The 26,505-nt window shown below is 74.0% G+C and carries 15 protein-coding genes; 2 read left to right on the top strand and 13 right to left on the bottom strand.

Translation table 11 applies throughout. The annotated features are described in order from the left end of the window. Positions 1-105: 105 nt before the first annotated feature. The 9 genes from IH61_RS0130545 to IH61_RS0130510 form a co-directional block, all read right to left on the bottom strand. Positions 106-1,155, bottom strand: coding sequence for a hypothetical protein (locus tag IH61_RS0130545; RefSeq protein WP_031075750.1), 1,050 nt, complete (start codon positions 1,153-1,155; stop codon positions 106-108). Beyond that, a complete protein-coding gene (locus tag IH61_RS0130540; RefSeq protein WP_031075748.1) occupies positions 1,152-1,715 on the bottom strand; it encodes a GNAT family N-acetyltransferase in 564 nt (187 codons plus the stop codon). The genes IH61_RS0130545 and IH61_RS0130540 overlap by 4 nt, the downstream gene beginning before the upstream one ends. Positions 1,716-1,832: 117 nt before the next feature. Beyond that, positions 1,833-2,459 (bottom strand): TOPRIM nucleotidyl transferase/hydrolase domain-containing protein, encoded by a 627-nt coding sequence (locus IH61_RS0130535; RefSeq protein WP_031075746.1) that lies wholly within the window; start codon positions 2,457-2,459, stop codon positions 1,833-1,835. Positions 2,460-2,513: 54 nt separating this feature from the next. Continuing rightward, positions 2,514-3,383 carry a hypothetical protein gene (locus tag IH61_RS0130530; protein WP_234327404.1) on the bottom strand — a complete coding sequence of 290 codons (870 nt, stop codon included), beginning with the start codon at positions 3,381-3,383 and terminating at the stop codon, positions 2,514-2,516. Positions 3,384-3,644: 261 nt separating this feature from the next. Next, the gene (locus tag IH61_RS49050; protein ID WP_234327405.1) at positions 3,645-4,097 is read right to left on the bottom strand and encodes an LPXTG cell wall anchor domain-containing protein; all 453 of its coding nucleotides are present in this window, start codon (positions 4,095-4,097) and stop codon (positions 3,645-3,647) included. A gap of 53 nt (positions 4,098-4,150) precedes the next feature. Then, positions 4,151-5,932 carry an SdrD B-like domain-containing protein gene (locus IH61_RS41725; RefSeq protein WP_234327403.1) on the bottom strand — a complete coding sequence of 594 codons (1,782 nt, stop codon included), beginning with the start codon at positions 5,930-5,932 and terminating at the stop codon, positions 4,151-4,153. Positions 5,933-6,088: 156 nt separating this feature from the next. Then, positions 6,089-6,808, bottom strand: coding sequence for a hypothetical protein (locus IH61_RS43375; RefSeq protein WP_051838375.1), 720 nt, complete (start codon positions 6,806-6,808; stop codon positions 6,089-6,091). 85 nt (positions 6,809-6,893) lie between these two features. Then, a complete protein-coding gene (locus tag IH61_RS0130515) occupies positions 6,894-8,141 on the bottom strand; it encodes an alpha/beta hydrolase family protein (protein WP_234327402.1) in 1,248 nt (415 codons plus the stop codon). Positions 8,142-8,309: 168 nt separating this feature from the next. Then, the gene (locus IH61_RS0130510) at positions 8,310-9,551 is read right to left on the bottom strand and encodes an SUKH-4 family immunity protein (protein WP_031075740.1); all 1,242 of its coding nucleotides are present in this window, start codon (positions 9,549-9,551) and stop codon (positions 8,310-8,312) included. Positions 9,552-9,682: 131 nt separating this feature from the next. Between IH61_RS0130510 and IH61_RS0130505 the strand changes: the two genes are divergently transcribed. Further along, a complete protein-coding gene (locus IH61_RS0130505; protein ID WP_031075739.1) occupies positions 9,683-10,912 on the top strand; it encodes a threonine synthase in 1,230 nt (409 codons plus the stop codon). 231 nt (positions 10,913-11,143) lie between these two features. Then, positions 11,144-12,532 carry a hypothetical protein gene (locus tag IH61_RS0130500; protein ID WP_051838374.1) on the top strand — a complete coding sequence of 463 codons (1,389 nt, stop codon included), beginning with the start codon at positions 11,144-11,146 and terminating at the stop codon, positions 12,530-12,532. A 52-nt stretch (positions 12,533-12,584) separates the two neighbouring features. Here the strand turns inward: IH61_RS0130500 and IH61_RS0130495 are convergent, their stop codons facing one another. The 4 genes from IH61_RS0130495 to IH61_RS0130480 are packed head-to-tail and all read right to left on the bottom strand — an operon-like array spanning position 12,585 to position 26,401. Then, a complete protein-coding gene (locus tag IH61_RS0130495) occupies positions 12,585-13,640 on the bottom strand; it encodes an MDR family NADP-dependent oxidoreductase (RefSeq protein WP_031075737.1) in 1,056 nt (351 codons plus the stop codon). Next, complete coding sequence (locus IH61_RS0130490; RefSeq protein WP_051838373.1) at positions 13,637-15,370, bottom strand: phytoene desaturase family protein; 1,734 nt, start codon at positions 15,368-15,370, stop codon at positions 13,637-13,639. The genes IH61_RS0130495 and IH61_RS0130490 overlap by 4 nt, the downstream gene beginning before the upstream one ends. Positions 15,371-15,396: 26 nt before the next feature. After that, a complete protein-coding gene (locus IH61_RS0130485; RefSeq protein WP_031075734.1) occupies positions 15,397-17,100 on the bottom strand; it encodes a phytoene desaturase family protein in 1,704 nt (567 codons plus the stop codon). Then, on the bottom strand, positions 17,087-26,401 hold the full coding sequence (locus tag IH61_RS0130480; RefSeq protein WP_031075732.1) for a hybrid non-ribosomal peptide synthetase/type I polyketide synthase: 9,315 nt from the start codon (positions 26,399-26,401) through the stop codon (positions 17,087-17,089). The genes IH61_RS0130485 and IH61_RS0130480 overlap by 14 nt, the downstream gene beginning before the upstream one ends. Between the last annotated feature and the right edge of the window lie 104 nt (positions 26,402-26,505).

Raw genomic sequence — 26,505 nt, 5'->3', positions numbered from 1 at the left:
CCGCCGCCCACCCCCACCTGCCCGCCGAACGCCTGCACCGCCTCCTCGACGAGGCCGGGCTCGGACGGTCGGCGGTGCAGGAACGTGTTCGAGCACTGCGTCCCGCTACCGCAGGATGAGTTCGAGGTCCGACGCGGGGTACGGCGTGCTCTTGCTCTCCCGCAGGAGGCGGCGGTGGAACCCGCCCAGCAGCAGGGCGGTTTCGGCGTGGCGGTCGTTCACTGACGCCGTTTCGGGGGCGAGGCCCTCGGGGCGGTGGCCGGCGGTCCAGTCGCGCAGGAAGGCGTCGGCGTCGGTCCCGGCCAGGAGGTTGTCGCGCAGCAGGTGGCTCACCGTGTAGTGGCGGTCGTAGTCGCGGTGAAGGGTGAGGAACTCCCGTTCGGATGCGTCGAGTTCGAAGGAGGGGCTCAGCGCGAGCCCGTAGTCCGCGAAGTGGACGCGCTGGCCGTCGGTCAGCAGGTTGCGGAAGTGCGCGTCGAAGTGGACGAGCCCGCGTGAGCGCAGGAAGGCCGTACCGCGCGCCAGTTCCGACTCCACCCAGGGCAGGGCCTCCGCGCCGTGTTCGTGGAGCCAGGAGCCGAGGGTCCTCGGCACGTACTCGAGGAACAGCACCACGCTGTGGGTGGCCCGCCCGATCGCCTCCAGCCGGGTGCGGACGGCCGATGAGCCGTCCCAGTGCGCGACGGCGCCCTCGATGCCGCCGAACTCGTCCGCGAAGCCCTCGGGCGGGGTGTCGGGCAGGACGCGCCAGTGGTGGGTGAGCGGGAAGCCGTCGTGCTCGCCGCCGAGGACCCAGTGGGTGGTCATCAGGTGCACGGCCAGTTCCCGCCAGGCGCCGAAGCCGGAGGAGCCGAAGCCGTACTGGTAGTACAGCGGCAGGCCGAAGTGGTTCGCGGTCGAGCGCAGGTGCCCGGGCCGCAGTTCGAGGTCCGTCAGCGGGACGCGCTTGACGAAGACCGGTGTGCCGTCCACCTCGGCCTCACCCGTGCGGCCACCCACGCCCGAGACCCCCGCCACCGACCCGACGAGCTCCGCGAGCCGCCGGTCGCTCAGCTGGTCCAGCCGCGCGGCGACGCGCCGGTGAGTGGCGAGCCGGTGGACGGCGCGCCGGTGAGTGGCGAGCCGGGGATCGTTCGAAGGCTGCGCGGTGCTCATCCGACGGCCGGCTCCCCGCCCTCGCGGCTGATCCTCCACACCACGTCCTCACCGGTGTCCCCGGGCGCCACCCGCTCGGCCGGGCGGCGGAGGAACTCGCTGAAGCCCAGCCGCGCCGGGACCGCGCCGCTCGGCAGGTTCGCCGGATCGTGGCTGATCTCCACATGGGCGACGCCGGGGAGCCGGAACGCCTCCTCCACCAGCGCGCGGGCCGCCCGGGTGGCCAGGCCCCGGCCGGTGACGGCGGGGTGGAGCCAGTAGCCGATCTCGCGCACGTCGGCCGCCGCGCCCTCGGCGTGGAAGATGCTGCAGGCCCCGACCGGCGCGCCGTGCTCCTCGATCGCGTACGTGAAGTTCTGGCCGCTCTCCCACCGGTCGTCCCGGGTGGCGAGGAACTCGTCCGTGACGGCCGGATGGTCGGGCACCCAGTACATCCAGGGGCGCAGGTGCTCCAGGGACTCGTCGACCAGCCGGTGGTACGCGGCGGCGTCCGTCTCCGCGCTGATGCGGCGCAGGGTCGGACCGCCGTCCACCTCGATCACGTTCGGTGGGAAGTCCATGCCCGGAGGATGACGCCATCCGTTCGCACCCGCAACACATTTTTCGGACGCACGCCCTCGCCGCCGAGGTGGCCGCCGTCCGCGCGGACGTCCGGGCGCCCCGTCAGCGGGCGGCGCTCACAGCCCGGCGAGCAGCGCCGTCAGCGGTGTCGCCGGGTGGGCCGGGGTGAGGGCGGCGGCGAGGACGTGGCCGTAGCGGATCTTGCGGCCCTTCTTGGTGCCCAGGAACCGCTGGAGCTGCCGGTACGCGCCGCGCCCGCGCTGGGCGGGCTGGCGGAGGAAGACGTCCAGGGCGCGCAGGTCGCCCTCGGCCTCGACGAGGTCGCGGACGGCGTCGACGCCGAGGGTGCGGATGAGCTCGTCCTCCAGGTCGGCGACGCAGATGTGGATGTCCTGGGCCGCCGCGCCCGCGAGCTGCCAGCCGCGCAGGTAGTAGCCGCGTTCGGCCTCGTCGCAGAGCCCGACCAGGCGCAGCCCCAGGCCCTCGCGGCCGAGGTTGGCGGCGTAGCGGCCGACGTTCATGGCGCCGCCCATCGGCAGGACGCAGACGCCCTCGGCGGCGAGGTCCCGGCCGTGGGCGGCGGCGAGGGTGTCGAGGGCGGCGGAGTCGCTGAGGCCCTCCAGCAGGACGGCGGTGTGCACGCGCAGGTCCTCGGCGAGCCGGCGGGCCGGTTCGGCGGGGCCGCCGCCGAAGGTCCAGGCGGCGAGGGCCTCCCGGAAGGACGCCATGTCGTGCTCAGCCATGCGCCGATTCTGGCAGACGGGTGGGGCGTTGATCATCCTGATTCGTCAGCTGGCTCAGCCTGCGGCCCAGGGCGCGTCGGGCAGTTTCGCGGCGGCGTCGCGGCCGGTGAACTCCATGGTGGTCGGGGTGCCCAGGCCCGGCATCCGCATGGTGACGCGGCGCAGGCCCCCGTCCCCGTCGAGCCAGTAGGTGAGGGGCGAGCGGGCGCCGTCGGGGGCGGAGCCCTGGGCGCGGGGGCCGGAGAAGCGGTCGTAGTCGCGGCCGTCGATGCGCTCGTGGCCGAGCCAGCGGGCGCCGGACTGGGCGAGCAGCAGGGGGTTGTCGGGGCGGTCGGCGCCGAGCTGGACGAGGAGTTGGAGGCCCGCGTCGAGGGGGTCGGTGGTGTAGGCGCGGGGGGACCAGCCGGTGCGGGGCACGTGTTCGGCCTGCTGCCAGGGCGGGCCGCTCTCCCCTTCGGGGGCGGGGGCGAGGCCGAGGCCCCCGGTGTCCCAGACGATGAGGCCCCGGTCGGTGCGGGGTCCGGCGGTGGGGGCTGGGGTGGGGGCTGGGGCGGCGGCGGGGACGCCGAGGGTGCGGTAGCTGCCGACGCCTCGGTGGGCGCGGTAGTCGACGATGCCGGTGACCTCGATCGATACGCCGCCGCCCTCGGTGGCGGTGAGGGTGACGGTGGCGGGGCTGGCCTGGTAGAGGGTGAGGCGGGAGAGGGCGAGGCGGGAGGCTTCGTCGACGGTGACGGGGCGTTCGGCGGCGGCGTCGTCCCCGGAGACCGTGCGGTAGACGGCGTAGCCGCCGGCCGTGGCGGCGCAGACGGCGGCGGCGATCAGGGCGCCGAGCAGGCGGCGTCGGCGCGGGGGTGTTCCGGTCCCGGTGCGCCGGGCCTTGGCGGGGGCGGCGGGCTTCGTCGGCCGGGCCTTGGTGGGCATGGGTGCGGCTTCGCTTTCGTCGGTCCGGTCCAGGAAGGTCCGAGAAGGGACGGGCCATCCGGCGAGGCCCGTCCGGCAGGGCCCGTCCGGCGGAGTCGGTCCGGCGAGGCCCGTCCGGTGAGGCTCCTGAGGCTCCGTCCTGGGTGCCGGACAGTCTGTCAGGGGGAACGGCGCTCGGGCGGGTTCCCGAACCGGTGGCTCGCGAACCCGCCCGAGGTGGTCAGGTGTGGTCGGCTTCGATCACACCTGCCCTCGCATCGTTCAGTGCTGCTGTCCGGCGCGACGGCGGCGGACCAGCAGGACCAGCCCGGTGCCGAGGCCGAGGAGCAGCACCGCGCCGCCCAGGGCGATCGGGATCTGCTGCCCCGCACCCGTGTTCGGCAGGTGCCCGCCCGGCGGCGCGGGCGCGGGCGGGGTCTCCGGCGCGGACGGGGTCGGCGTCGGGGTGGGCGTCGGCGTCGGGATGCGCTTGTTGACGGCCGTCACCGAGACCCCGTCGGCGAGGTTGTCCGCGGTGAGCACCAGCGGCCCGAAGACCGTGGTGTCCGGTGCGGTGTAGCCGTCCGGCGGGCTCACCTCCTGCCAGTAGTACGTGCCCACGGTCCCGCTGCCGCCGCAGAGGCCCTCGGCGCCGGTGGTGCAGGGCTCGCCCACCTTGGTGTCGGGCTTGTCGCCCGTCTGGAGCCCGTCGGTGCCGTTGCTCTCCTTCCACAGCTGGAACTTCGCCCCCGCCAGCGGTTTGCCGTCCTGGTCGTGCTTGACCAGTTTCAGCGCGCCTTCCTGTTGGCGGAACCCGAAGTCGTAGGTGTGGTCGTCGAGTCGTCGAAGTAGTACTCCCCGCGCTTGGTCGTCCTCGCCGTGCCGACGAGCTTCCCCGACTCGTCGTACAGGTGGACGGTCGCGCCCTCCACCGGTTTCTGGCCCGGGAGTTGGACGCCCTTGCGCTCGGGGTCGTACCAGACCCGGTTGCCGATCTGCAGCGGTGCCTGGTCGCAGAGCACCTCGAGGTCGCCCATGGAGGCGCCCTTGCCGAACGGCGCGGCGTCCTTCACGGGGTTGAGGCGCAGCCCGTGCTTCGGGTCGGGCTTGCCATCGAGGCGCTGGACCCAGGCGGTGCCGTACCCGACGGCGTAGAGGTTGTCCGGGTCGAAGCCGGAGGTCGCGATGGTGCTCTCCACCTTGGAGAGGGCCATCCCGGCGAACGCGGCGTTGTGGTGGAAGGTCATCCGACTGGTGTCGAAGAACCGCTTGCCCGGTGTGGTGATCCCGCAGCCGAGGTTGGTGTCGAGGACGTACGTGCCGTTGGCGAGGCACGCCTTGTTCAGGTCACCGCCGGAGAGGATCTGGCCGGCCGTGCCGGGCGACGGGCCGGCGGGGCCCCGGTCGGCGAAGCGGTCCCGGAAGGCGACCAGCATCGAGCCGTCCGTCTCGAAGCCGATCTCGCCGATCTCGGGCTCCGCCGAGCAGACCCCGCCCAGGTACCCGAGGCCGTCCTGCAGCCCGAGCCCGAAGGGGCGCCAGTCCCCGGCCGCCGGGCAGCCCGGGTCGGGGATCGGGTAGACGGCCTTCGGTGCGGCGGCGGTCGCCGCGCTCGCGTCGTAGCGGTACAGCTTGCGGTCGTTGAGGTTGACGACGAAGAGGTCCTTGCCGTCTTCCGTGATCTTGACCCCGCCGAGGCTCTCCCGGCCGGCGACGTCGGTGAAGGCGTCGTCGGTGCCGGTGCCGTGAGCCGTCGTCCCGGCGTTGGGGACGGTGGCCCAGAGTGAGGTCTTCTTCTGTGCCAGATCGGTGACGTAGATTGCGCCGGGCCCGCCGGGGCCGTAGTCGGCGGTGCGTTTGGCCTGCGCGGTGGAGAAGACTCGCTTGTCGGTCTTGTTCCAGGCGATGCCGTAGATGTTGCCGGTCTCGGCCTTGGTCGAGATGTCGGTGACGTGGACGTCGGTGCCGTCCACGCCGCGTGCGTCGTACGGGAAGGAGACCAGTGTGCGCGCCGACCCGGCTTCCCGGCCCGCCGGTTGACAGGTCGTCACCAGGGTGGCGTTCTTCTGGCAGTAGTCCCCGGGGTTCCACAGGCCCGTGGTGTAGGAGATCGTCTTGCCCCCGGAGAGGTCGACGAACTCCTCGTTGCTGGACAGCTGGTCGGGCGCGCCGTCCAGCCCCTGGCGGGAGGCGAAGGCCGGGAACAGTACGCCCGGCTTCGGATTCACCACCTGCACCCGGTACTTGCCGCCGGTGGCCTTGGTTCCGGCGGGCGAAAGGGTCACCGTGCCGTCGGCCGCCGTCGTGCCGTCGATCCCGTTGCCGGAGTCGTCGGTGAGCGTGACCTTCACGCCGCCGATGCCCGGCTCCAGCACGGGAGTCCACTTCCCGCTGGTGTCCACGGCCCGGACCACCCGGATCGCGACCGTGCCGTCCGCCTGTGTCTGCGGATGGGCCGCCGGGGCGGCGGCCAGCGAGCAGGCACCGATCCCGACCGCCACGGCCGTGATCCGCCCCACCGCCCGGCGGCCGCGCTTGGCGGCGGCCGTCTGTTCTCTCGTCGTCGTCATCCCTGCTCTCATGGTCGAGTTGGGCCTACCGCCCGAAGCTCGCAAGGGAGTTCCTCAAGTGGCGGAAAGCCGCCGATGATTAACGGCAGCTTAAAGCGACCACGTACGACCTGTGAGTGGAATGAACAATTTTGACGAACGGTCAGCTCGGGATCCTCACACGGCGATCGGGACGGTCTCGATCCAGCAGTCGTCCGCCACCCGCGCGAGCACCTCGAGGGCGTCCCGCGCGTCCGCCTCGGTGAGGAAGACCCCGGCGGGCGACTCCTTCGACCGGCCGCCCCCGTGGTCGACCCGCGTCATCACCACGTGGACGCCGCGGTAGCGCTCCCGGCGGGCCGGCTCCCCGGCGTCCGGATCGGTGCCGGCCAGCAGGGCGACCACCTCCTCGGCGGAGGCCAGGTTGAAGCCCGCGTGGGCGCCACCCAGTGGCTGGTGGCGCCAGCGGGGCCGGTCCTCGTCCGGGCCGTTGAACAGGCTCGGCTCGGTGTACGCCAGGACGCCCTCGCGCCAGCCGACCGCCTGGGCCACGACGTAGCCCCGGTCCTCGTCGCTCTCCAGCACGAAGACCTGGACGCCCTCGTGGAACGTGGCGGTGGGGTGGGCCGCCCGCACCTGCTCGGCCTCCTCCTCCGTCGCGCAGCGGATGGCCAGGCCCGCGCAGGAGGTCCGCAGGTCCAGGGCCTGCGCGGACGTGAACAGCACCTCGACGACCGTGTTGTCCGGGCCCACCGGACGCGCCGGGGAGCGCTCGCTGCGCAGCAGCAGCCGGCCGTGGCTCGGGGTGTACCCCATGAGCATGAAGGACCGGTCGCTGCGGAGAAGCTCCGCGCCGGGCCGGAAGGATTCGCCGGTGAGCCACTCGCTGATCAACATACGGCCCTACCGTGGCGGCCGGAGGACCGCTCGTCAACCGACCTCCGGCCTCACCCCTCCTCCACCGTCGGGGCGGCGGGCGCCGTCAGCCCTCGAAGGTGACCTCGGGGAAGTCCCGCGAGGGCGCGTCCAGCAGGTGGCCGCCGCGGTGGCGCAGGTGGCGGTCGAAGAAGGCGAGCGGGTAGGTCTGCTGGATGCGGACGGCGCGGGCCGGGTCGAGGGTGCCGATGAGGCCGCGCAGCTTGGTCTCGTCCCAGCCGAGGATCGGGGCGAGCTGCGGGTACAGGGACTGGAGGTCGCTGTAGGAGCTGTGGATGGCGCCCGTGGTGTGGAGGTCGCGGCGCCAGCCGTGCAGGTGGGGCCAGAAGGCGGCGACCTCGGGGGCGGTGGCGGGGGTGTTCTCGGCGGTCAGCATCAGGAACGGGCGGTCGATGTCGAAAGTGGTCTTGAAGATCATCGGGGCGTCGATGCTCAGCCCGGCGCGGATCCGCCGGTCCTGGGCCGTGATCAGGGCGGTGGCCGAGCCGCCCTTGGACCAGCCGAACGCGCCGACCCGGTCCAGGTCGAGGATCTCCCCGAGGCCCTGCGGCAGGGCCTTGCCGTCCGCGTCGGGATTGCGACCGGCGGCGATCTCCTCGATCCGGTCGAGGACGAAGCCCAGGTCGTAGGCGCAGTCGGCCGGGCTCATGGGCAGGTGTGGGGTGAGGACGCGGCCGTCGGGGAACTCGGTGATGGCGTCGTTGGTGTGGTCGACGGTCACCACGACGAAGCCGTGGCTGGCGAGCTGCTGCACGATCACGGTGTGGTCGGCCCGGTAGCCGTGCGCGCCGTGGCTGTACAGCAGGACGGGCCGGCGGCGGCCGGGGTGGGCGGGGGCGCCGTCGTGGCCCGCGGTGAACGGGACGAGGACGGCCCCGGCCGGGATGTCGGCGCCGGCGAGCAGGGCGGACAAGGCTCCGGCGCTCATCCAGGGCGCGGCGGGGTACCCCGCGGTGCGGTGGGCGGGGTACCAGATGGAGGTCATCAGCGAGCGGTGGCCGTCCGGGCCCGAGGCGGGGTCGGGCCGGGTGGTGTCCACCAGCCGCAGGACGACGGTGCCCACCTCGTGGTGGCCGGTCGGTGCGGGCAGGGTGAGCCGCACGGGCCCGGCGGCGGCCCCGGAGGCGGGCGCCTTGGTGGGCGCCGGGGTGGGTGCCGAAGCCCGGGCGGGCGCGGCGAGGCCCAGCGGCAGCGCCGCCCCCACCGCACCGGCGGCGAGTGCGGCGCCGAGCATCCGGCGGCGGGTCAGCGAACGGCTGTCGGCGGACGGTTCGGTGATGGGTGCGGTCGTCACGGCGTCTCCCCCAGGTCGGTGCGGAACGGCTGTCCCGGACAGGACGGAACGCTGTCACGCACGCGGGCGCGGATCATCCGCCCCCCGGATGTATTCGCCCGCCGCCGTAGTCCCCGGGATGTACACCCCCGGCCGGGTCACCGCACCGACGCGCCGCCGCACCGCCCGTCAGTCCAGCAGCTCGCCCATGTGCCCGTCGTCCGCGAGCAGCGGCCAGAAGTGGTCCTCGGTGGCCCACGCCTTCGGGTCGAGCGCCCGCAACATGTCCTCGGCCGCGCCGGAGTACATCTCGCCCGGCGAGAAGACCGCCCACGGACCCGACTCCCGGTCGCGTGCCGCCCGCAGCCGCTCGTACGTCCAGAGCGTGAGGAGCAGCGCGGAGAGGTCCCCGTGCAGGTAGGCGGCGAGCTCGCCGTCGGCTCCCCAGTCGGAGAGCTCCACCCGGCCGGTGGCGCCGTCGAGGAGGACGGTCAGGTCGTACGTCCATTCGCTCAGCACCAGGAACCCGGCCTGGTACGGGCGTTCGCTGCCGTCCTCCTCGTCGGTGCTGTCGGGGTAGCACTCGGCCATGGTGGGCAGCGGGCCCTCGGCGTCGGCGACGAACATGGCCGACCCTCCGACGGGCAGGCCGAGTTCGGTGAGCAGGCGCCTGCTCGGCCCGTGGGAGAGCTGCGCGGGCAGGTCGTCCTCCGCATAGCGGCGCACCTCGCAGCCGGTCAGCTCGGCCAGCTCCTCGACCAGCGCCGCGTCGAGGGCGTACGCGAGGCCCTCGCCGGGCAGCGCGGCCCAGCCGAGCGCCCGTATCCCGACGGCCGTGTCCCAGTGCGGCGGCCGGTCGTCCCAGTGCCGGAAGAGCTCCGGGTCGGTCTCGCGCAGCGAACCGCCGGCGACGCGCGCGATCCGCGCGACGGCGGCCGGGCCGCGCGGGATGAAGCCCTCCGCCCGCGGGTCGAGGACGAGCCCGGCCTGGTCGGTGACGGCCTCGACCTGGCCGAGCAGGGAGGTGAGCGTCCACACGTCCGTGGCGAGCCGGTCCCGGCGCACGCCCCCGTCGTCGTCCACGATCACCAGGACCACCTCGCCACTGGTGCCGTCCACGGCCACGGCGGCCGGAGCCCAGGCGTCCTCGGCGTCGTAGCACGTCTCGCCGAGGACGACGAGGCGCTCGGCGCCGCCCGCCGGGGCGGCCTCGAACCAGGCGTCGACGGTGAGCAGCTCCTCCGCGCCCGAGGCCGTCAGGTCCAGGTGGCCGATCACCCGCGGCAGCCCGCCCGCCGCCAGCCACTCCCGGCTGGGCCCGTGGGTGAGCACGGCAGGCAGCCGCCGCTCATCCCCGGCCGCCGAGCGCTCCGAACCCGCCGAGCGCTCCACGCCCCCCGAGCCCTCCGAGCCGTTCGAAACCTCCGTCATCGCATCCCCCGTGGTCGTTCGCCGTCCGTCGACGCGAGCGACCATAGCCGACGGCACTGACATCGCCTCAGGCGGAGGACCGTCCTCCGACGGCCTGGCGTGAACCGAACGACACGCCCTAGGGTCGCGGGATGGCGACCGATCACGCACTCTCCCTCGCGACCGGCCAGCGCTCCCTGGGCGATCCCGCCCTCGGCTACCCGCTGCTCCCCCCGATGACCTCCGGCTGCCCGGGCACCGGCACCGAGGAGGTCTCCTACCCCCTCGACCTCGACTACGCCTACGACCGCCTCGACGCCGCCGCCCTCTTCGGGCCCACCGCCGGCCCCCGCACGGGCCTGGACCGGTGGGCCCCGCTGCTGCCCCCGCTGCTCGCGCCGGGCCTCGGCGAGGGCGGCACCCCGATGGTCGAGATCGCGCCGGGCGTCCACGTCAAGGACGAGTCGCGCAACCCCACCTGGAGCCACAAGGACCGGCTCAACCGCTGCACCACCAGCGCCGCCGTGGCGGCCGGGGCCACCGGCATCGCCGTCGCCTCCTCCGGCAACCACGGCGCCTCGGCCGCCGCCTATGCGGCCCGCGCCGGGCTGCGCTGCGTGGTCTTCGCCGGGCCGGACCTGCCGCCCGCCGTCGGCGACTTCCTGAACGCGTACGGCGCGGTGGTGCTCCCGGTGCCGTGGGAGGACCGGTGGCCGCTGATGCGGCAGGCGGTGGAGCGCTTCGGGCTGCACCCGGTCAGCAACCTGACCGGCACCCACACCGGGCACCCGTACGGGCCCGAGGGGTACAAGACCGTCGCGTACGAGATCTTCCAGGACGTGGGCACTCCGGCGGCGGTGTTCGTGCCGGTCGGCTACGGCGAGCTTCTGTACGGCGTGTGGAAGGGCTTCGAGGAGCTGCACCGCCTGGGCCTGGCGGCGCGGGTGCCGCGGATCTACTCCTGCGAGTCGGCGGCGGGCGCGCCGCTGGCCTCGGCCGTCGCCCGGGGGCTGCCGGCGGCGCGCGTGGAGGTGGGGCGCACGGACGCGTACTCCATCACCTCGCCGGTGAGCGGCTACCGGGGCGTGGTGGTGCTGCGCGAGAGCGGCGGGCGCCCGCTGGTACTGGAGGACGCGCAACTGGACGCGGCGCGGCAGGAGTTGGCGCGCAGCGGGCTGTGGGTGGAGCTGTCGGCGGCGGCGGGGCTGGCCGGGCTGCGCAGCCTGGCGGCGGAGGAACTCCCGGGCGACGGACCGCTGGTGTGCATCTCGACGTCCAGCGGCTTCAAGGACAAGTACGTCGGCCGGCGGGCCACCGAGGTCGTGGACCCGCGGTGGCCGGAGGTGGAGCGCCGGCTGATCGCCGCGGGCATCGGGGGCTGACCGAAGGGCGGGCCGAAGGGCGCGCCGACGGGCGCGCCGACGAACGGGCAGACGGGCGAGCAGACGGGCGGGCCGAAGAGAAGACCAAGAGCCGGTCAAGAGCCGGTCACCGGTCCGCAAAGCACAGTTCGCCCGTCGGCTCGTCCCCGTAGGGGCGGCGTTCGCCGGGCGGCGGCAGTCTGGCCACTCCGCACCCCCGTCCGTTCGTCCGCGCGTCGAAGGGTTGTCACCGTGCTTCGCTCCTACCGCCGTCCACTGCCGCTGCTCGCGCTCGCCGTCGCCGCCCTGCCCGTGGTCGCGCTGCCCGCCGTACCGGCCGGCGCGGTCACGTACGGCACGCCGACGATCACCCTGTCGGCCGGGTACCTGTCCGGCGCGGTGGGGGCCACCGGCGACCCGACCGTGACCGTCACGGTGGCGCAGAGCGGCGCCGGCGCTTCCTCGCTGACGGTCGCGGCCTCGGCGACCACCAGCTCCTCGGTGGCCCGCACCGGGGACGTGAAGGTCACCGGCACCGGCGCCAGCCGCACCCTGGCCGTGGCCGCGCAGGGCGTCGGCTACACCGACCTGACGGTCAAGGTGACGGGCCTGGGCGGCAGGACCGCCACCCGCACGCTGCACTACGCGGCCTCCGCCGCCGTCCAGAACTCCGCCGCCACCCGCTACTTCACCGGCTCCAGCGACGCCTCTGCGGCGGTGGACGCGGGCGGCGGCTACATCGTGGTCGGCGACGACGAGTCCAACACCCTGCGGCTGTACAACCGCGCCAACTCGGGTGCCCCGGTGCGTACCTGGGACTTCAGTACGCTCCTCGGCGTCACCCGGGAGATCGACATCGAGGCGGCCGCCCGGGTCGGCGACACGATCTACTGGACGGGCTCGCTGGGCAACAACAAGGACGGCAAGCTCCGCCCGGACCGCAGCACCGTCTTCGCCACCAAGGTGACCGGCTCGGGCGCCGACACCCAGCTGACGCTGGTCGGCTCCTACCAGGGCCTGCGCGACGACCTGATCGCCTGGGACTCCGCCAACGGCGACCGCTACGGCTTCGCGGCGGGCGCCGCCGAGGGCCAGGCGCCCAAGCAGATCGACGGGTTCAACGTGGAGGGCCTGGAGTTCGCCCCGGGCAGCGACTCCACCGCCTACATCGGCTTCCGCGCGCCGCTGACCCCGGCGGTCACCGGCGGCCGGGCGCTGCTGGTGCCGGTCACCAACTTCACCTCCCTGGTGGACGGTTCGGCCACCCGGGCCACGATCGGCCAACCCATCGAGCTGGACCTCGGGGGCCTGTCGATCCGCGACCTGCGCCGCAACTCACTGGGCCAGTACCTGATCGTGGCCGGCTCCTGGGCCGCCGAGGACAACTCCGCGCCGTACGCGCTCTACCGCTGGGACGGGCAGCCGGGCTCCGCGCCCGTCAAGGTGCTCGACCTGCCGACGGGCGACGCGGGCGCCTGGGAGGCCGTCCCGGACGTGCCGAACCTGGACGCGCCGGGTGCCAGGGCGCAGCTGATCACGGACTGCGGCTCGGCCGACCTGTACAACGACGCGACGGAGGCCAAGGACCTCACCCACCCGGAGTGGAAGAAGTCCCGCGGCGTCTGGTTCACCCTGAGCTGACGCGCAGGGAGCGGCGGGGCTTCTCCCGACCGGGTCGGGAGGCCCCGCTGCCTCACAGCCGCACCAGCACCTTCCCCCGGCTGGCCGAGCGGTCGTGGAAGAGGCTGCGGTAGGCGGCCGGGATGGCGTCGAAGCCCTGGTGGACGGTCTGCCGGTAGGCGAGCGCCCCGGAGCGCACCAGCGGCCCGAGGTCGCGCCGCAGCGCCGTCCAGTTCTCCTCGGTGAACCACTCCAGCGAGAAGATCCCGCGGATGGTGGTGCGCGGGAACATGATCAGCGGCAGCAGCCGGGGCCCGACGTGCCGGGAGCCGACCTGGCTGCCCCACTGCCAGCACACCGCCACCCTGCTGCCGACGGCGAGCATGCCGAAGACCACGTCGGTGAGCGCCCCGCCAAGGCTGTCGAAGTAGCGGTCCACGCCGTCCGGGGCGAGTTCGGCGAGCTCCTTCTCCAGCCGCTCGGGGGCGTCCCCGTCGCAGTAGAGCACCACCCCGTCGAAGCCCAGCTCCCAGAGCCACTCGGCCTTCTCCGGGGTGGCGGTGGTGCCGATCACCCGGGCGCCGCGCCGCTTGGCGAGCTGCCCGACCAGCGAGCCGACGGCCCCGGACGCGCCGCTGACCACCACCGTCGAGCCGGGCCGCACGTCGAGGAAGGTCTCGACCGTCCCCCAGGCCGTCATCCCGGGGCCGCCGAGGATGCCGAGGGCGGTGGTGAGGGGCAACCGCTCGTCGTAGTCGGCCCGGTCGAGGCGCCGGTAGGCGGGGAAGACCATCGGGAACGTGCCGGTCTGCCACAGCTGCGGCGCGCCGTCGCTGACCACATGGCTGCGCCAGCCGCCGAACCCCTGCACCAGCTCGCCCACCCCGAAGCGCGCGGCGGGCCCGGCCTCCACCACCTCCATGATCGAGTCGGAGCCCATGTGCTGCCCCAGCGGGGTGTCCAGCGCGATCCCCTGGAGGTACGGGTCGACGGAGACGTGCAGGGTCCGCAGCAGCATCTCGTCCTCGGCCAGGCGCACCTCCACCTCCTCGACGACCTTGCGGTACATCCGCCCGACGTCGGGCACGCCCTCGACGTGCTCGCGGACGATCCACTTCTCGATCCTCACGAGGTCGCTCCAAACTGCCGGTCGGGGCCGAACTGCCGGTCGGGGTCAAGCTGCCGGTCAGGGTCAAGCTGCCGGTCAGGGCCGAACTCCCGGTCGGGGCCGACCGGTTCGACGATCAGGACGGGCGGCGGCGCGGTGTCGTCGACCGAGGCGGTGAACGGCCTGCGGTCGTCGCGGCAGATGAACTGGACCACGTGCCGGCCGGCGGCGGCCGCCCTGATCAGGCCGCCGGTGGTGGCCCAGACGCCGGAGAGGTAGCAGTTGGCGAGGCCCGGGACGCCGGGGCCGTTGCGTTTGACCTCCTCCTCCAGGGTCTCGCCGCTGTCCACGAAGGGCTGCCAGCCGAGCACCGTGCCGTCGTAGTTGCCCGTGTAGCGGACCTGGGTGAGCGGGGTGGAGACGTCCTTGACGGCCACCGCCTCGCGCAGGCCCGGGTGGTGGCCGTCCAGGAAGTCGACGATCGCGTCGCGCACCCGGCGCTTCTCGCGCTGGTAGGCGCGGCCCCGGCCGACGGGCAGGGTGTGCAGTTCCTCGCCGCGCCGGGTGCGGGCCTGCTGCTCGGGGCCGGTGCTCAACTCCCGCCAGGGGGCGATGTCGCAGAAGTAGCTGGCGTAGACGACGGTGGTGGCGGGGGGTGAGAGTTCGGGGTAGTGGCGGCTACGGAACTGGACGTTGATGCTCGGGTGGCGCATCCCGGTGAGCCGGGCGGCGAGCTCCTCCTCGAGCAGGTAGGTGGTGCACGGGTCCCCGGCGGGGAAGGGTCGGCGCAGACCGAGGAAGACGGTCAGGTAGCCGGGGAAGACCATGCCCTCCTCGGTGATGGTCCGGGTGTACAGCCGGCGGTAGGTGTCGTTGAGGTAGCGGCCCTTGAGCAGGTCCATCATGGTGGTGCGGCCGTCGCAGGCGGCCACCACGACGTCGGCGCGCACCTCCCGCCCGTCGGTCAGCCGTACGCCCACCGCCGTGTCGCGCTCGACGAGGATCTCGCTCACCTTGGCGTTGTAGGTGATCTCCCCGCCGAGGCGCCGGTAGCGCTTCTCGACGGAGCGGGCCAGGCCCAGCGAGCCGCCTTCGGGCACGCCGGCGGAGTGCCCGGCGTGCGAGGCGAGCTGGAAGTAGGTGGGCAGGACGGGGAAGTTGGGGTGCTTCTCGTACAGGACGAAGTTGAACGCCTCGCGCAGCAGCGGGCTCCGGAACCGGGCCGCGTAGTCGCTCATCAGCACGGTGATGGAGCGCCGGATGACGTTGAAGTACGGCAGGAAGCCGGCGAGCATCCGCCAGCGTTCGGCGCGGCCCATCAGCCCGACCGGGGTGAGGAAGGGGTAACGGGCCAGCGCCCGGCGGAACTTGCGCAGACCGTCGCAGAACTGCCGGATCTGGCGGGCGTCCTCGGGGGCGAGGTCGAGCAGGTGGGCCTGGAGGCGGTCGGGGTCGGAGTAGAAGTAGACGGCCCGGCCGCCGCGGGTGCGCACCACGTTGAACACGTCGAAGTTGCGCATCCGCTTTCCCTGGAGGGCGCCGAGCTCCAGCCAGATCCTGTGCATCTCGTTGCCGGGGCCGCTGCCGAGCAGCCAGCTGACGCAGCAGTCGAAGGTGAACTCCCCGCGCTCCCAGGCGGTGCAGCAGCCGCCGGGGATCTCGTGCATCTCCAGGACGTGGGTGCGGTAGCCGTTCATCCGCGCGTAGCAGCCGGTGGACAGGCCCCCGAGCCCTCCGCCGATGATGACCATGCTCTGCCTGTCGGTCGACGGGCGGCTCATTCGGACGCTCCCACGGTGGCGCGGTCGAGCCGGGGCAGCCGGCCCCACTTTCCGGGGTGCCAGGGCTCCCGGTTCTCGCTAGGCCGGGCGCGGAAGGGCACCCCGAGGTCCCGGCAGAGGTACTGGGCGGCGTAACGGCCGCTGGTGGCGGCGCGGATGAGGCCCCCGAGGGCCGTCCACTGCCCGGCCATGGAGAAGCCGGCCAGGCCCGGGATCCGCATCCGGTCGCGGTTGACGAGCCGGTCGGCGGCGTCCTCGGCCTCGGAGAACGCCTGCCAGGCGAGGATGCTGCCGTAGGTGTTGCCGGTGAAGCGCTCGGTGGTCACCGGGGAGGCGACGTCGACGAGTTCGATCCGCCGACCGATCCCGGGGTAGGTGCGCTCGAGGAACTCCCGGACGAACGCGGCGACTTCCTGCTTGCGGGCGCGGTAGGCGCGGCGGTCGCGCAGCTTGAGCTCCTTCCAGGAGCGGTAGTCGCTGAAGTAGGTGCAGTGCAGGACGGACTTGCCGGGCGGGGCGAAGCCCTCCGCGTAGGCCGAGCGCAGCTGCACCACCAGGCTGCTCTGGAGGGAGCCGGGCAGCCGCGCGGCCGTGCGGGGTTCCAGCAGGTAGGTGGTGCTGTGGGGTTCGCCGGGCGGAAGCGGGCCCTCGAGGCCGACGAAGGCGGAGACCACGGCCGGGTACAGGTTGCCGGGCCTGTCGAGGAGTTCGCCGTACATCCGGTCCAGGGTGGGGCTGGACCACAGCCCGCCGAGCAGCTTGCCGAGCACGGTCGGGCCGTCGCAGGCGGCCACCACGTGGTCGGCGAAGTGTCGTGAGCCGTCCCTGAGTTGGACGCCGATCGCGCGCCCGCCCTCGATCAGGACGCGTTCGACGCGGCAGCGGTAGCCGATCGTGCCGCCGAGGGAGGTGTAGCGCTCCTCGACGGAGCGGGCCAGGCCCAGCGAACCCCCTTGGGGGAAACCGGCGTTGCCGGTGTGGGCGGCGGCGAGGGTGTAGAGGTAGGGCAGCAGGGGGAAGCCGGCCGGTTCCTGGAGGAACATGACGGGGAAGGCCCGGCGCAGCAGTTGGTCCTCGAAGCGCTCGGCGAAGGCGCTCATCGGGGTGGTGGCGGTGCGCCAGTACAGCCGGAAGGCGGGTAGGACGGCGCGCAGGGTGCGCAGCCGCTCGGCGGTGGTGCGCAGCGGCGGCGGGGTGAGCTCCCAGGGGGCCGCGGCGGCGACGAAGCGGCGCAGGTCCCGGCAGAACTCGCGGACGGGGGCGGCGTCGCCGGGGGCGAGGTCGAGCAGGTGGGCTTCGAGGCGGTCCGGGTCGCAGTGGAAGGTGACGGCGCGGCCGTGTTCGTCGACGACGCGGTTGAAGACGTCGAAGTGGGTGACGGACTTGCCGTCCAGGGCGCCGAGTTCGCGCCAGACCTGGTGGGCGCCGCTGGTCTCGGCGGTGCCGATGAGCCAGTCGATGCAGTAGTCGAAGAGGTAGCCGTCGCGGGCCCAGGCGGTGCAGCAGCCGCCGGGCAGGACGTGCTTCTCGAAGATGCGGGTCTCCAGTCCGCTCATCTGCGCGTAGCAGCCGGTGGCCAGGCCCGCGAGGCCCGCGCCGATGACGATGACCCGGGGCGGGCCGCCGTCCGTCCGCTCGCGCTCTGACCAGTCCGGGCCGCGACGCCCGGGCTCGGCCGAGCCGCGTTCAGCCCCGGCCATCGGCGGTGCCTCCGGTCAGCAGGGTGGCCACCGCAGCGGCGTTGAGGGCGGCGGATTCGCCGTCGAGCATCTCGGCGTGGCTGCCGTGCCCGGCCCGGACGGTGGTGCCGCCGGTGGAGGCGCCCTGCCAGGAGCCCTCCTCGCCGCCGGTGTGGACGGCGAGGCGGGCGGGCTCGCACAGGACGTCCAGCCGGGCGCGCACGGTGCCCAGGTTGGGGGTGCGGCTGCAGAACTCCAGGTAGTCGCGGGCCTGGTGGAGGCTCTCCCGGGCGACGATCCGGGAGCCGGTGTGGCGGTGCAGGTGCTCGTGGAGTTCGCGTTCGAAGGCGGCGAGGTGGTCCTCGCCGAGGTCGAAGGCGGCGTTGACGCGGTAGGCGTCGAGGAGCAGGACGGAGGTGACGGTGCGCCCGCGGGCCTCCAGTTCCCTGGCGACCTCGAAGGCGAGGTTGCCGCCGAGGGAGTAGCCGAGCAGCGTGTACGGGCCCTCGGGGTGGAGGGTCTCGACGAGGTCGGCGTAGCGGCTGGTCTTGTCGTCCCCGCTCAGGTAGTTGAAGGCGGCGACGCGGTGTTCGGGCAGGTGGGCGGCGAGTTGGCGGTAGACGAGTCCGTGGCCGCCGGCGGGCGGGAAGCAGAAGAGCGTACGGGCCCCGGGGGCGCCGGAGTTGAACCACAGGTACGGCTGGGCGCCGGCCAGTTCGCCGGTGACGATCTGCTCGACGGTGCGGGCCATGCCGTGCAGGGTGGTGACCTTGAACAGCAGGCCGACGGGGATCTCGATGGTGAACTCGGCCTGGAGGTGGTGGATGAGTTCGATCAGCCGGATGGAGCTGCCGCCGAGCTCGAAGAAGTCGTGCTGGAGGCCCGCCCTGTCGAGGCCGAGCAGGCGCTGCCAGTGGTCGGCGACCCGCTGTTCGTAGAGGGTGACGGGCGGTTCGTGGTGATCGCCGCCGGTGTCGGTCTCGGGTGCGGGCAGGGCGGCGAGGTCGACCTTGCCGTTGGCGGTGAGGGGCAGGGCGGGCAGTTCGGTGAGGTAGGAGGGGATCATCACCGTGGGCAGGTGTTCGGCGAGGCGGCGGCGCAGCTCGCGGCGGTCGAGGGCGGCGCCCTCGGCGGGGACCAGGTAGGCGGCCAGGGCGGCGTCCCCGGAGTGGTCCTGACGGACCGTCACGCAGGCGTGGGCGACGTCGGGCAGGGCGGTGAGGTGGGCCTCGATCTCGCCGGGTTCGATGCGGTGGCCCCGGACCTTGACCTGGTTGTCGATGCGGCCGAGCAGGTGGGCGGTGCCGTCGGCGCTCCAGTGGCCGAGGTCGCCGGTGCGGTAGAGGCGCCGGGGGGTGCCGTCGAGGTGGACGGTGGCGAAGCGGCGGGCGGTCTGCTCGGGGTCTCCGAGGTATCCGGCGGCCACGCCCGCGCCGCCGATCCACAGTTCGCCGGGCACGCCGACGGGCACCGGCTCGCCGTGGCGGTCGAGGATGTACAGCTCGCTGTTGGGGAAGGGCCGGCCGATGGGGACCATCCGGCCGGGCTCCGACTCCTCGGCGGCGCCCTCGTAGTAGCTGCTGTCCACGGTGGCCTCGGTGAGGCCGTAGGAGTTGACGAGCCGGGTGTGCGGCCCGCACAGGGCGCGCAGCCGGCGGTGCTCGGAAGCCTTCCAGGAGTCGGAGCCGACGATCAGCAGCTTGAGGAAGTCCAGCCGCAGGCCGTCCCGTTCGCAGTGGGCGAGCAGGGCGCGGGCCACGGCGGGGACGAACTCGCCGCAGTCGACGGCCTCTTCGCGCATCACCCGGTGGAGGCGGGCGGTGTCGAAGAGCAGGTCCCGGTCGACGAGGACGAGGGCGCCGCCGGTGCCCAGGGCCCGGGCGAGGTCCCCGGTGAAGACGTCGAAGGCGCTGGCGGCCATCTGGAGGTGCACCCGGGCCTCGGTGTCGAGGCGGTACTCGGCGCGCCAGCCGGCGGTGACGGCGGAGAGGTTGCGGTGGGTGACCCGGACGCCCTTGGGGCGGCCGGTGGAGCCGGAGGTGTGGATGACGTACGCGGTCCGGTCGGGGTCGGGGGCGGGCAGCGGGCCCTCGGCGCGGGCGGGCCGGTCCAGCTCCTCCAGGGTGACGGGCGTGACGGGCGTGACGGGCATGGCTGGCGGGGCGGCCGTGGCGGGCGCGACAGCCGTGGCGGGCGTGGCGATGAGCCCCTCGGGCAGCGGGCGGCGCTGGTCGACGAGGACCAGGGCGGCGCGGGCGTCGGCGATCTGGTGGGCGAGCCGGTCGGCCGGGTGGCCGGGGTCGAGCGGCAGGTAGGCGGCGCCGGCCCGCCAGACGGCCAGCAGGGTGGTGATCAGCTCGGGCGACTTGTCGAGGTGGACGGCGACCACCGCGCCCTCGCCGACGCCGAGTTCGCGCAGCCGCAGGGCCCGGCGGTGGGAGCGGCGGTCGAGCTCTCCGTAGGTGAGCCGTTCCACGCCGTCCCTGCCGGGGTGGACGACGGCGAGGGCCTCGGGGTGTTCGGCGGCCGCCTTGGCGAAGAGCTCGGGCAAGGGCGCGTCATGGTCGATGCGGCGGGCGGCTCCGCTGAACTCCTCGAGGATCAGGCGGCGTTCGGCGGTGTCGAGCATCCGCAGCCGTCCGACCGGCTCGTCGGCACCGGCGCGGGTCATGGCGTCGAGCAGGTTGCGGTAGTGGGCGGCGAGCCGCTGGACCGTCCCGGGGTCGAACAGGTCGGAGTTGTACTTGAACACGCAGTGGAAGCTGCCGTCCGCGCGGTCCTCGTAGGCGGAGAGCGTCAGGTCGAACTGGCCCTCCTCCTCGGGCAGTTCGATGTACTCCAGGCGGTAGCCGAAGCGCTCCACGGCGACCTTGTGGGTGAGCAGGATGAACATCGCCTGGAAGACGGCCGAGCGGCTGGGGTCGTGCTGGAGCCCGAGCTGTTCGACCAGCAGCGGGAAGGGGTACTCCTGGTGGTCGAGCCCGCCGAGGACGCTCTCGCGCACCCTGGCGAGCAGCTCGGCGACGGTCGGCTCCCCGGCGAGGCTCACGTGCAGCGGCAGCGGGTTGACGAAGTAGCCGTAGACGGAGGCGAACTCCTCCTGGGTGCGGCCGGTGACGGGGCTGCCGACCACGATGCCGTCCTGGCCGGACCAGCGGTGCAGCAGCAGGTAGTAGGCGCTCAGCAGCACCATGAACGGGGTGGCGTTGTGCTCCCGGGCCAACGCGTGGACGCGGTCGGTGAGTTCGGCGTCGAGCCGGAAGAACTCGGAGGCGCCGTTGTGGGTCTGCACGGCCGGGCGGGGCCGGTCGGTGGGCAGGGCGAGGACGGGCATCTCGGCGGGCAGGTGGCCGCGCCAGTAGCCGAGCATCCGGCCCGCCTCGGGCCCGGCCAGGAAGCGGTTCTGGTGGTTGAGGAAGTCCAGGTAGCGGGCGGCCACCGGCGGCAGCTGCGGGGTACGGCCCTCGCGCAGCGCCGCGTAGACCTCGAACAGCTCCTCGATGAAGGTGAAGGTGGAGATCGCGTCCGAGACGATGTGGTGGACGGCCTTCATCAGCACCCAGCGGTCGGGCCCGCGCCGGAAGAGCCGAAGCCGCACCAGCGGGTCCCGCTCAAGGTCGTACGGCCGCCGGTACTCGCCGACGAGCAGCTCGCGGACCTCCTCCCAGGGGCGGCCCTCGACGTCGAACAGGGCGGTGTCGGCGGCGGGTTCGGCGCGCACGTGCTGGACGGGGCGGCCCTGCTCGGTGGTGAAGGCGGCCCGCAGCAGCGGGTGCCGCTCCACCAGGTGGCGGAAGGCGGCGAACAGGAGCTCGGGGTCGAGTTCGGCGCGCACCTCGACGGCGCCGCCGATGTTGTACGCGAAGCCGTCCGGGTGCAGCTGGCGCAGGAACCACAGGGCCTGCTGGTTGTGGGTGAGCGGGAAGCGGGCCTCGTCGGTGTGGAGTTCGGCCTCGGCGCGCCCGGGGCCGGCCTCCTCGATCAGGGTGGCGAGCAGCGCGGTCAGGCCCTCGGTGAGCAGGTCGGCGAGGTCGCCGACGGTGCCGTTGCCGAGCAGCGCCACCACCGGGAGGGCGACGCCGAGTTCGCCGTGGACGCGGGCGCGCAGCTCCATGGCCAGCAGCGAGTCCAGGCCGTGGGCGCCGAGCCTGGTCGTCTCCTCGATGCGGTCGGCGCCGGTGCGCAGGACGGCGGCCGCGGCGGCGGTGAGGCGCTCCAGGACGAGGGCGCGGCGGGCGTCCGGGTCGGCGGGGCGGTAGGCGTCGAGGAAGCCTCCCGCCTCGGCCGGGGCCCGGTCGGCGGCCGCTGCGGCGAGGTCGGCGACCAGCGGCGGCGGCGCCGGGTACCAGGCGAGGAAGGTCGGCCAGTCGACGACGGGGGCGATGAGCAGCTGGGCGCGGTCCTGGCCGAGGACGCGTTCGAGGACGGCCGTTCCGGCCTCGGGCGGCAGGGAGTTCATGCCGCGGGCGTCGCGGTAGTGGGCGACCAGGCCGAGTTCCTCGATCATGCCGGTGGCCCAGGGGCCCCAGTCGAGGCTGAGCCCGGGCAGGCCCGCGGCCCGGCGGTGGTGGGCGAGGGCGTCCAGGAAGGCGTTGCCCGCCGCGTAGTTGGTCTGTCCGGCGGTGGTGAGCAGGGAGGCGACGGAGGCGAAGAGCACGAAGTGGTCGAGGGGTTCCTCGCGCAGCAGCCGGTGCAGCAGGTGGGCGCCGATCACCTTGGGGGCGTAGCCGGCGTCGAAGGCGGGGCGGTCCATCTGGGCGAGCAGGGTGTCGCGGACCTGACCGGCGAGGTGGAACACGCCGCGGACGGGCGGGAGTTCGCGGCTCCGGTAGTCGTCGAGCCAGGCGGCGAGGGCGGCCCCGTCGGTGACGTCGACGGGGGCGATCAGCGGGGAGGCGCCGAGGGCCTGGAGTTCGCGCAGGAAGGCGATCCGCTCCCCGGCGGGGGTGGCGGGGTCGGTCTGCGCCCATTGGTCGCGCCCGGGCAGGGCGGTGCGGCCGACGAGGATCAGCCGGCGGGCGCCGCGCCGCACCAGGGTGCGGCAGAGCAGCCGGCCCAGCGCGCCGAAGGCGCCGGTGACGAGGTAGCTTCCGTCCGCGCGCAGGACGGGCGGCAGCGGGCGGGTGAGCCCTTCGGCGGGGCGCAGGCGGGCGGTGAGGCGGCGGCCGCCGCGCAGGGCGATCTCCTGCTCGTCGCGGGCGGCGAGTTCCGCGAGCAGGGTTTCGGCCTGTTCGGCGGCGGGCCGGGCGGGGTCGAGGTCGATCAACGTGCCGCGCTGGGCCACGAGTTCCTGCTGCCAGAGCACCCGGCCGAGGCCCCAGGCGGGGGCGCCGAGGGGCTCGACGCGGTCCTCGGGCCCGGCGGCCTGGGCGCCCCGGGTGACGATGTGCAGCCGCATCTGCGGCCGGGCGGCGGGCAGGGCCTGGGCGAGCGCGATCAGGGCGTAGGCGCCGTGGGTGGCGAGCTCGTCGAGCCGCTCGGGGGTGGTGGAGTCGAGGGCGGGCTGGTCGAGGTTCCAGAGGTGGACGGCGGTGCGGTGGGCCGGGCCGAGGTCGGCGAGCAGCCGGGCGTGGTCCTCGGCGGAGTCGGGCCGTACGGTCGAACTCCGCTCGCCGAAGGAGTAGTTCGCGCCGGGCCTCACCAGGTGGGCGCGGCCGGTCAGCGCGGCCAGGCGCTCGGCGAGCCCGCCCTCGTCGGCGAAGATCAGCAGGTCGCCGGTGTCCTCCGTGGCGGACGGCGACGCAACCTCCGTCCAGACCGGTTCGGTGAGCCACCCGTCGATGGTCGCCAGGCCCACCGAGGTGGCGGCCGCGGTGACGTCGGCGGCACGGAAGCCGGTGATCCGCCCGAGCGGGGTGCCGTCCTCGGCGTACAGGGCGAGGTCTCCGACCAGTTCCTCGCCGCTGTCGCGGGTGACGGTGGCGTGCGCCCACAGCGGGCGGGCGCCGACCGCGTCGATCCGCAGTTCCCCGATGGCGACGGGCAGCCGCACCCCGCCACGCACCCCGCCGCGCTCCGGGGCGTGCAGCCGGGTGGTGAGGAGGGTCTGGAAGCAGGCGTCGAGCAGGGCGGGGTGGAGGTGGTGCTCGCCGGCCCGCGGGCCGAGCGCGGCGGCCGGCTCGATGCGGGCGAGGGCCTCGCCGGGCCCGGCCCAGACCTCGGCGATGTTCCGGAAGGCGGGCCCGTAGTGGTAGCCGTGGTCGGCGAGGCGGCGGTAGCAGTCGGGGCCGTCGAGGCGCGCCTTGCCGAGGCGTACGGACTCGGCGTCCAGGGCGGGCCCGTGGGCGCGGCGCTGGCCGGTGCGCACCCGGCCCGTGGCGTGGACGAGGCTCTCGCCGCCGGGGGTGGAGGCGATGGTGAAGCGGGCGTCCTCGGGGGCGTAGCCGAGCTGGACGGGGGTGGGTTCGCTCTCGGAGAGGACCAGCGCCCGCTGGAACTCGACGTCGGCGAGCGTGACTTCGCTGCCGCCGGTGAGGGCGCGCACGGCCTGGGCGGCCATCTCGAGGTACCCGGCGGCGGGGAGGACGGCCTGGCCCTCGATGCGGTGGTCGCCGAGGTAGGGCAGCCGCTCGGGGTCGAGGTCGGTGGCCCAGGTGGGCTGGGCGCTCGCGGTGCGCCGGCCGAGCAACGGGTGGTCGACCTCGCCGAGGCGGACCTGCCGTACGGCCTCCGGCTCCGTCCAGTACCGCTCGCGCCGCCACGGGTACCCGGGCAGCGGCACCGGCCGGCCCGCCGGGTGCAGCGCCGTCCAGTCCAACTCGACGCCGAGGGTGTGCAGTTCGGCGAGGCTGCGGGTGAGGCGGGCGGGCTCGTCCTCGTGGCGGCGCAGCGAGGGCAGGCACACGGCATGCTCGACGCTCTCCCGGACGGCGTGGCCGAGGACGGGGTGCGGGCCGATCTCCAGGAAGACGCCGAGGCCCTCCGCCGCCATCCGCTCGACGGCGGCCCGGAAGCGGACGGTGTCGCGGACGTTGTCCCACCAGTACGCCCCGTCGAGCTCGGGCCCGGCGGCGACGCCCTCCCGGCCGGTGAGGTGCAGCGGCAGCCGGGCGCGCCGCGGCTTGATCCCGGCGAGGCCCGCGAGGAGTTCCTCCCGGATCGGGTCCATCAGCAGGCTGTGGTAGGGCACTTTGACCTCGAGGGCCCTCACGAAGACGCCCTCGGCGGCGAGTTGCCCGGCGAGTTCGCCGATCGCCCCGGTGTCCCCGGCCAGGGTGACGGAGGAGGGGCCGTTGACGGCGGCGAGCGAGACCAGCTCCCGGTAGGGGCGCAGCCGCCGCTCGGCCTCGGCCTCGGAGAGCCCGGCGGCGATCATGGCGCCGGTGCCGGCGAGGCGCTGCTGGAGGCGGCTGCGGGTGAGGACCACCCGGACGGCGTCCGGCAGGTCGTACACCCCGGCCTCGTGGAAGGCGGCCACCTCGCCGGTGCTGTGCCCGACCACGGCGTCGGGGCGCACGCCGCGGCTGCGCCACAGGGCCGAAAGCCCGACCTGGAGGGCGAAGTTGGCGGGTTGGGCGAGCCAGGTGTGCGCCATCCGCGAGTCGGCCTCCTCACGGAGCATCTCCTCGAGGAGGCTCCAGCCGGCCTGGTCGCGGACCTCCCGGTCCACGGCCTCGAGGGCCTCCCGGTACACCGGTTCGCTGTCGTACAGGCCCCGGCCCATGCCCCACCACTGGGGGCCCATGCCGGTGAACACCCAGGCCAGCCGGCGCTGCCGCCGCTCGCGGGCCCGGCCCTGGACGAGGGCGGGGTGGGCCTCGCCGCGTTCGCAGGCGGCGAGGGCCTGCTCCAGTTCCTCCCTGTCCCGGTAGGCGACGGCGAGGCGTTCGGGCAGGTGCTGGCGGCGGTGGGCGAGGGTGTGGCCGAGGTCGGCGAGCGGGGCGCCCTCGGCGAGCTCCCGCCGTACGGCGCCGGCGAGTTCGGGCAGGGCGGCGGCGTCCTTGGTGCTGAGCGGCAGCACCGTGCACACCGGCCTTCCGACAGCGGGGTTCAGGAGCGCCGGGCTGGGCGGCTCCTCCAGCAGGACGTGGGCGTTGGTGCCGCCGAAGCCGAAGGAGTTGACGCCGGCCCGCGCCGGACCGGTGTGCTCGGGCCAGTCCAGGGCGGCGGTGGGGATGTCGAAGGGAAGGGCGTCGAGGTCGATGCCGGGGTTGGGCCGTTCCAGGTTGAGGTGCGGCGGGATGCGCCGGTGCTTGAGCGCGAGCGCGGTCTTGATCAGCCCGGCGACCCCGGCGGCGGCCTCGGTGTGCCCGATGTTGGTCTTGACGGAGCCGACGTAGCAGCGCTCCCCCGCGCGGCGGCCCCGGCCGAGGACCCGTCCGAGGGCGGCCGCCTCGATCGGGTCGCCGACGGGGGTGGAGGTGCCGTGCGCCTCGACGTACTGGAGGCTGCCGGGCTCGATGCCGGCCTCGGCGCAGACCTTCTCGATCAGGGCGACCTGGGCGTCGGCGCTGGGCACGGTGATCCCGTTGGTGCGGCCGTCCTGGTTGACGCCGGTGCCGAGGACGACGGCGTGCACCTGGTCCCCGTCGCGCAGGGCGTCGGAGAGGCGCTTGAGGACGACCACACCGACGCCCTCGGCCCGGACGTAGCCGTTGGCGGAGGCGTCGAAGGCGCGGGAGCGGCCGTCCGCGGAGAGGAATCCGCCCTTGGTCTCGGCGATGGTGTACTGCGGGGTCATGTGCAGCAGGGCGCCGCCGGCCAGGGCGAGTTCGCTCTCGCCCCGCAGCAGGCTCTGGCAGGCGAGGTGGACGGCGACGAGGGAGGAGCTGCAGGCGGTGTCGATCGAGAGACTGGGGCCGCGGAAGTCGAAGCAGTGCGAGATCCGGTTGGAGACCATCGTCATCATGGTGCCGGTGGCGGTGTGCGCGGCGATGGTGCGGAAATCCAGGTCGGCGAACTGGAGGATCTTCCAGTCGAGGGTGAACGCGCCCATGTAGACGCCGACTTCGCGCCCGGCCAGTTCCCCGGGCCGCATTCCACCGTCCTCCAGGGCCTCCCAGCTGACCTCCAGAAGCTTTCGCTGCTGCGGGTCCATGTGGGCGGCCTCGCGGGGGCTGATGCCGAAGAAGTCGGGGTCGAAGGTGTCGAAGCCGTCGATGTAGCCGCCCCTGCCGCCGATCAGCCTGCCGGGTTTGGCGCGGTCGCGGCTGCCCAGGGTGGCGGTGTTGTACCGGTCGGCGGGGGTGTCGGTGAGGCAGTCCCGGCCCTCGATCAGGTTGCGCCAGTAGGTGCGGTGGTCGTTGGCGTGTCCCGGCAGGCGGCAGCCGATGCCGGTGATCGCGATCCGTTCGCAGGGCACGGCGAAGGGCGAGGTGGTCATGGTCCATTCCGGAGGGTGGTGAGCGGGGCGGCCCGCTCGGCTCGGCGGTCGGCGGGGGTGCCCGGGGGCGACGCAGAAGTGAATACCCGGGTACAAGAATGAAT

It is taken from the genome of Streptomyces sp. NRRL WC-3742, from assembly GCF_000720635.1.
Classification (GTDB): domain Bacteria; phylum Actinomycetota; class Actinomycetes; order Streptomycetales; family Streptomycetaceae; genus Kitasatospora.
This window is presented reverse-complemented; position numbering and strand designations above follow the sequence as displayed.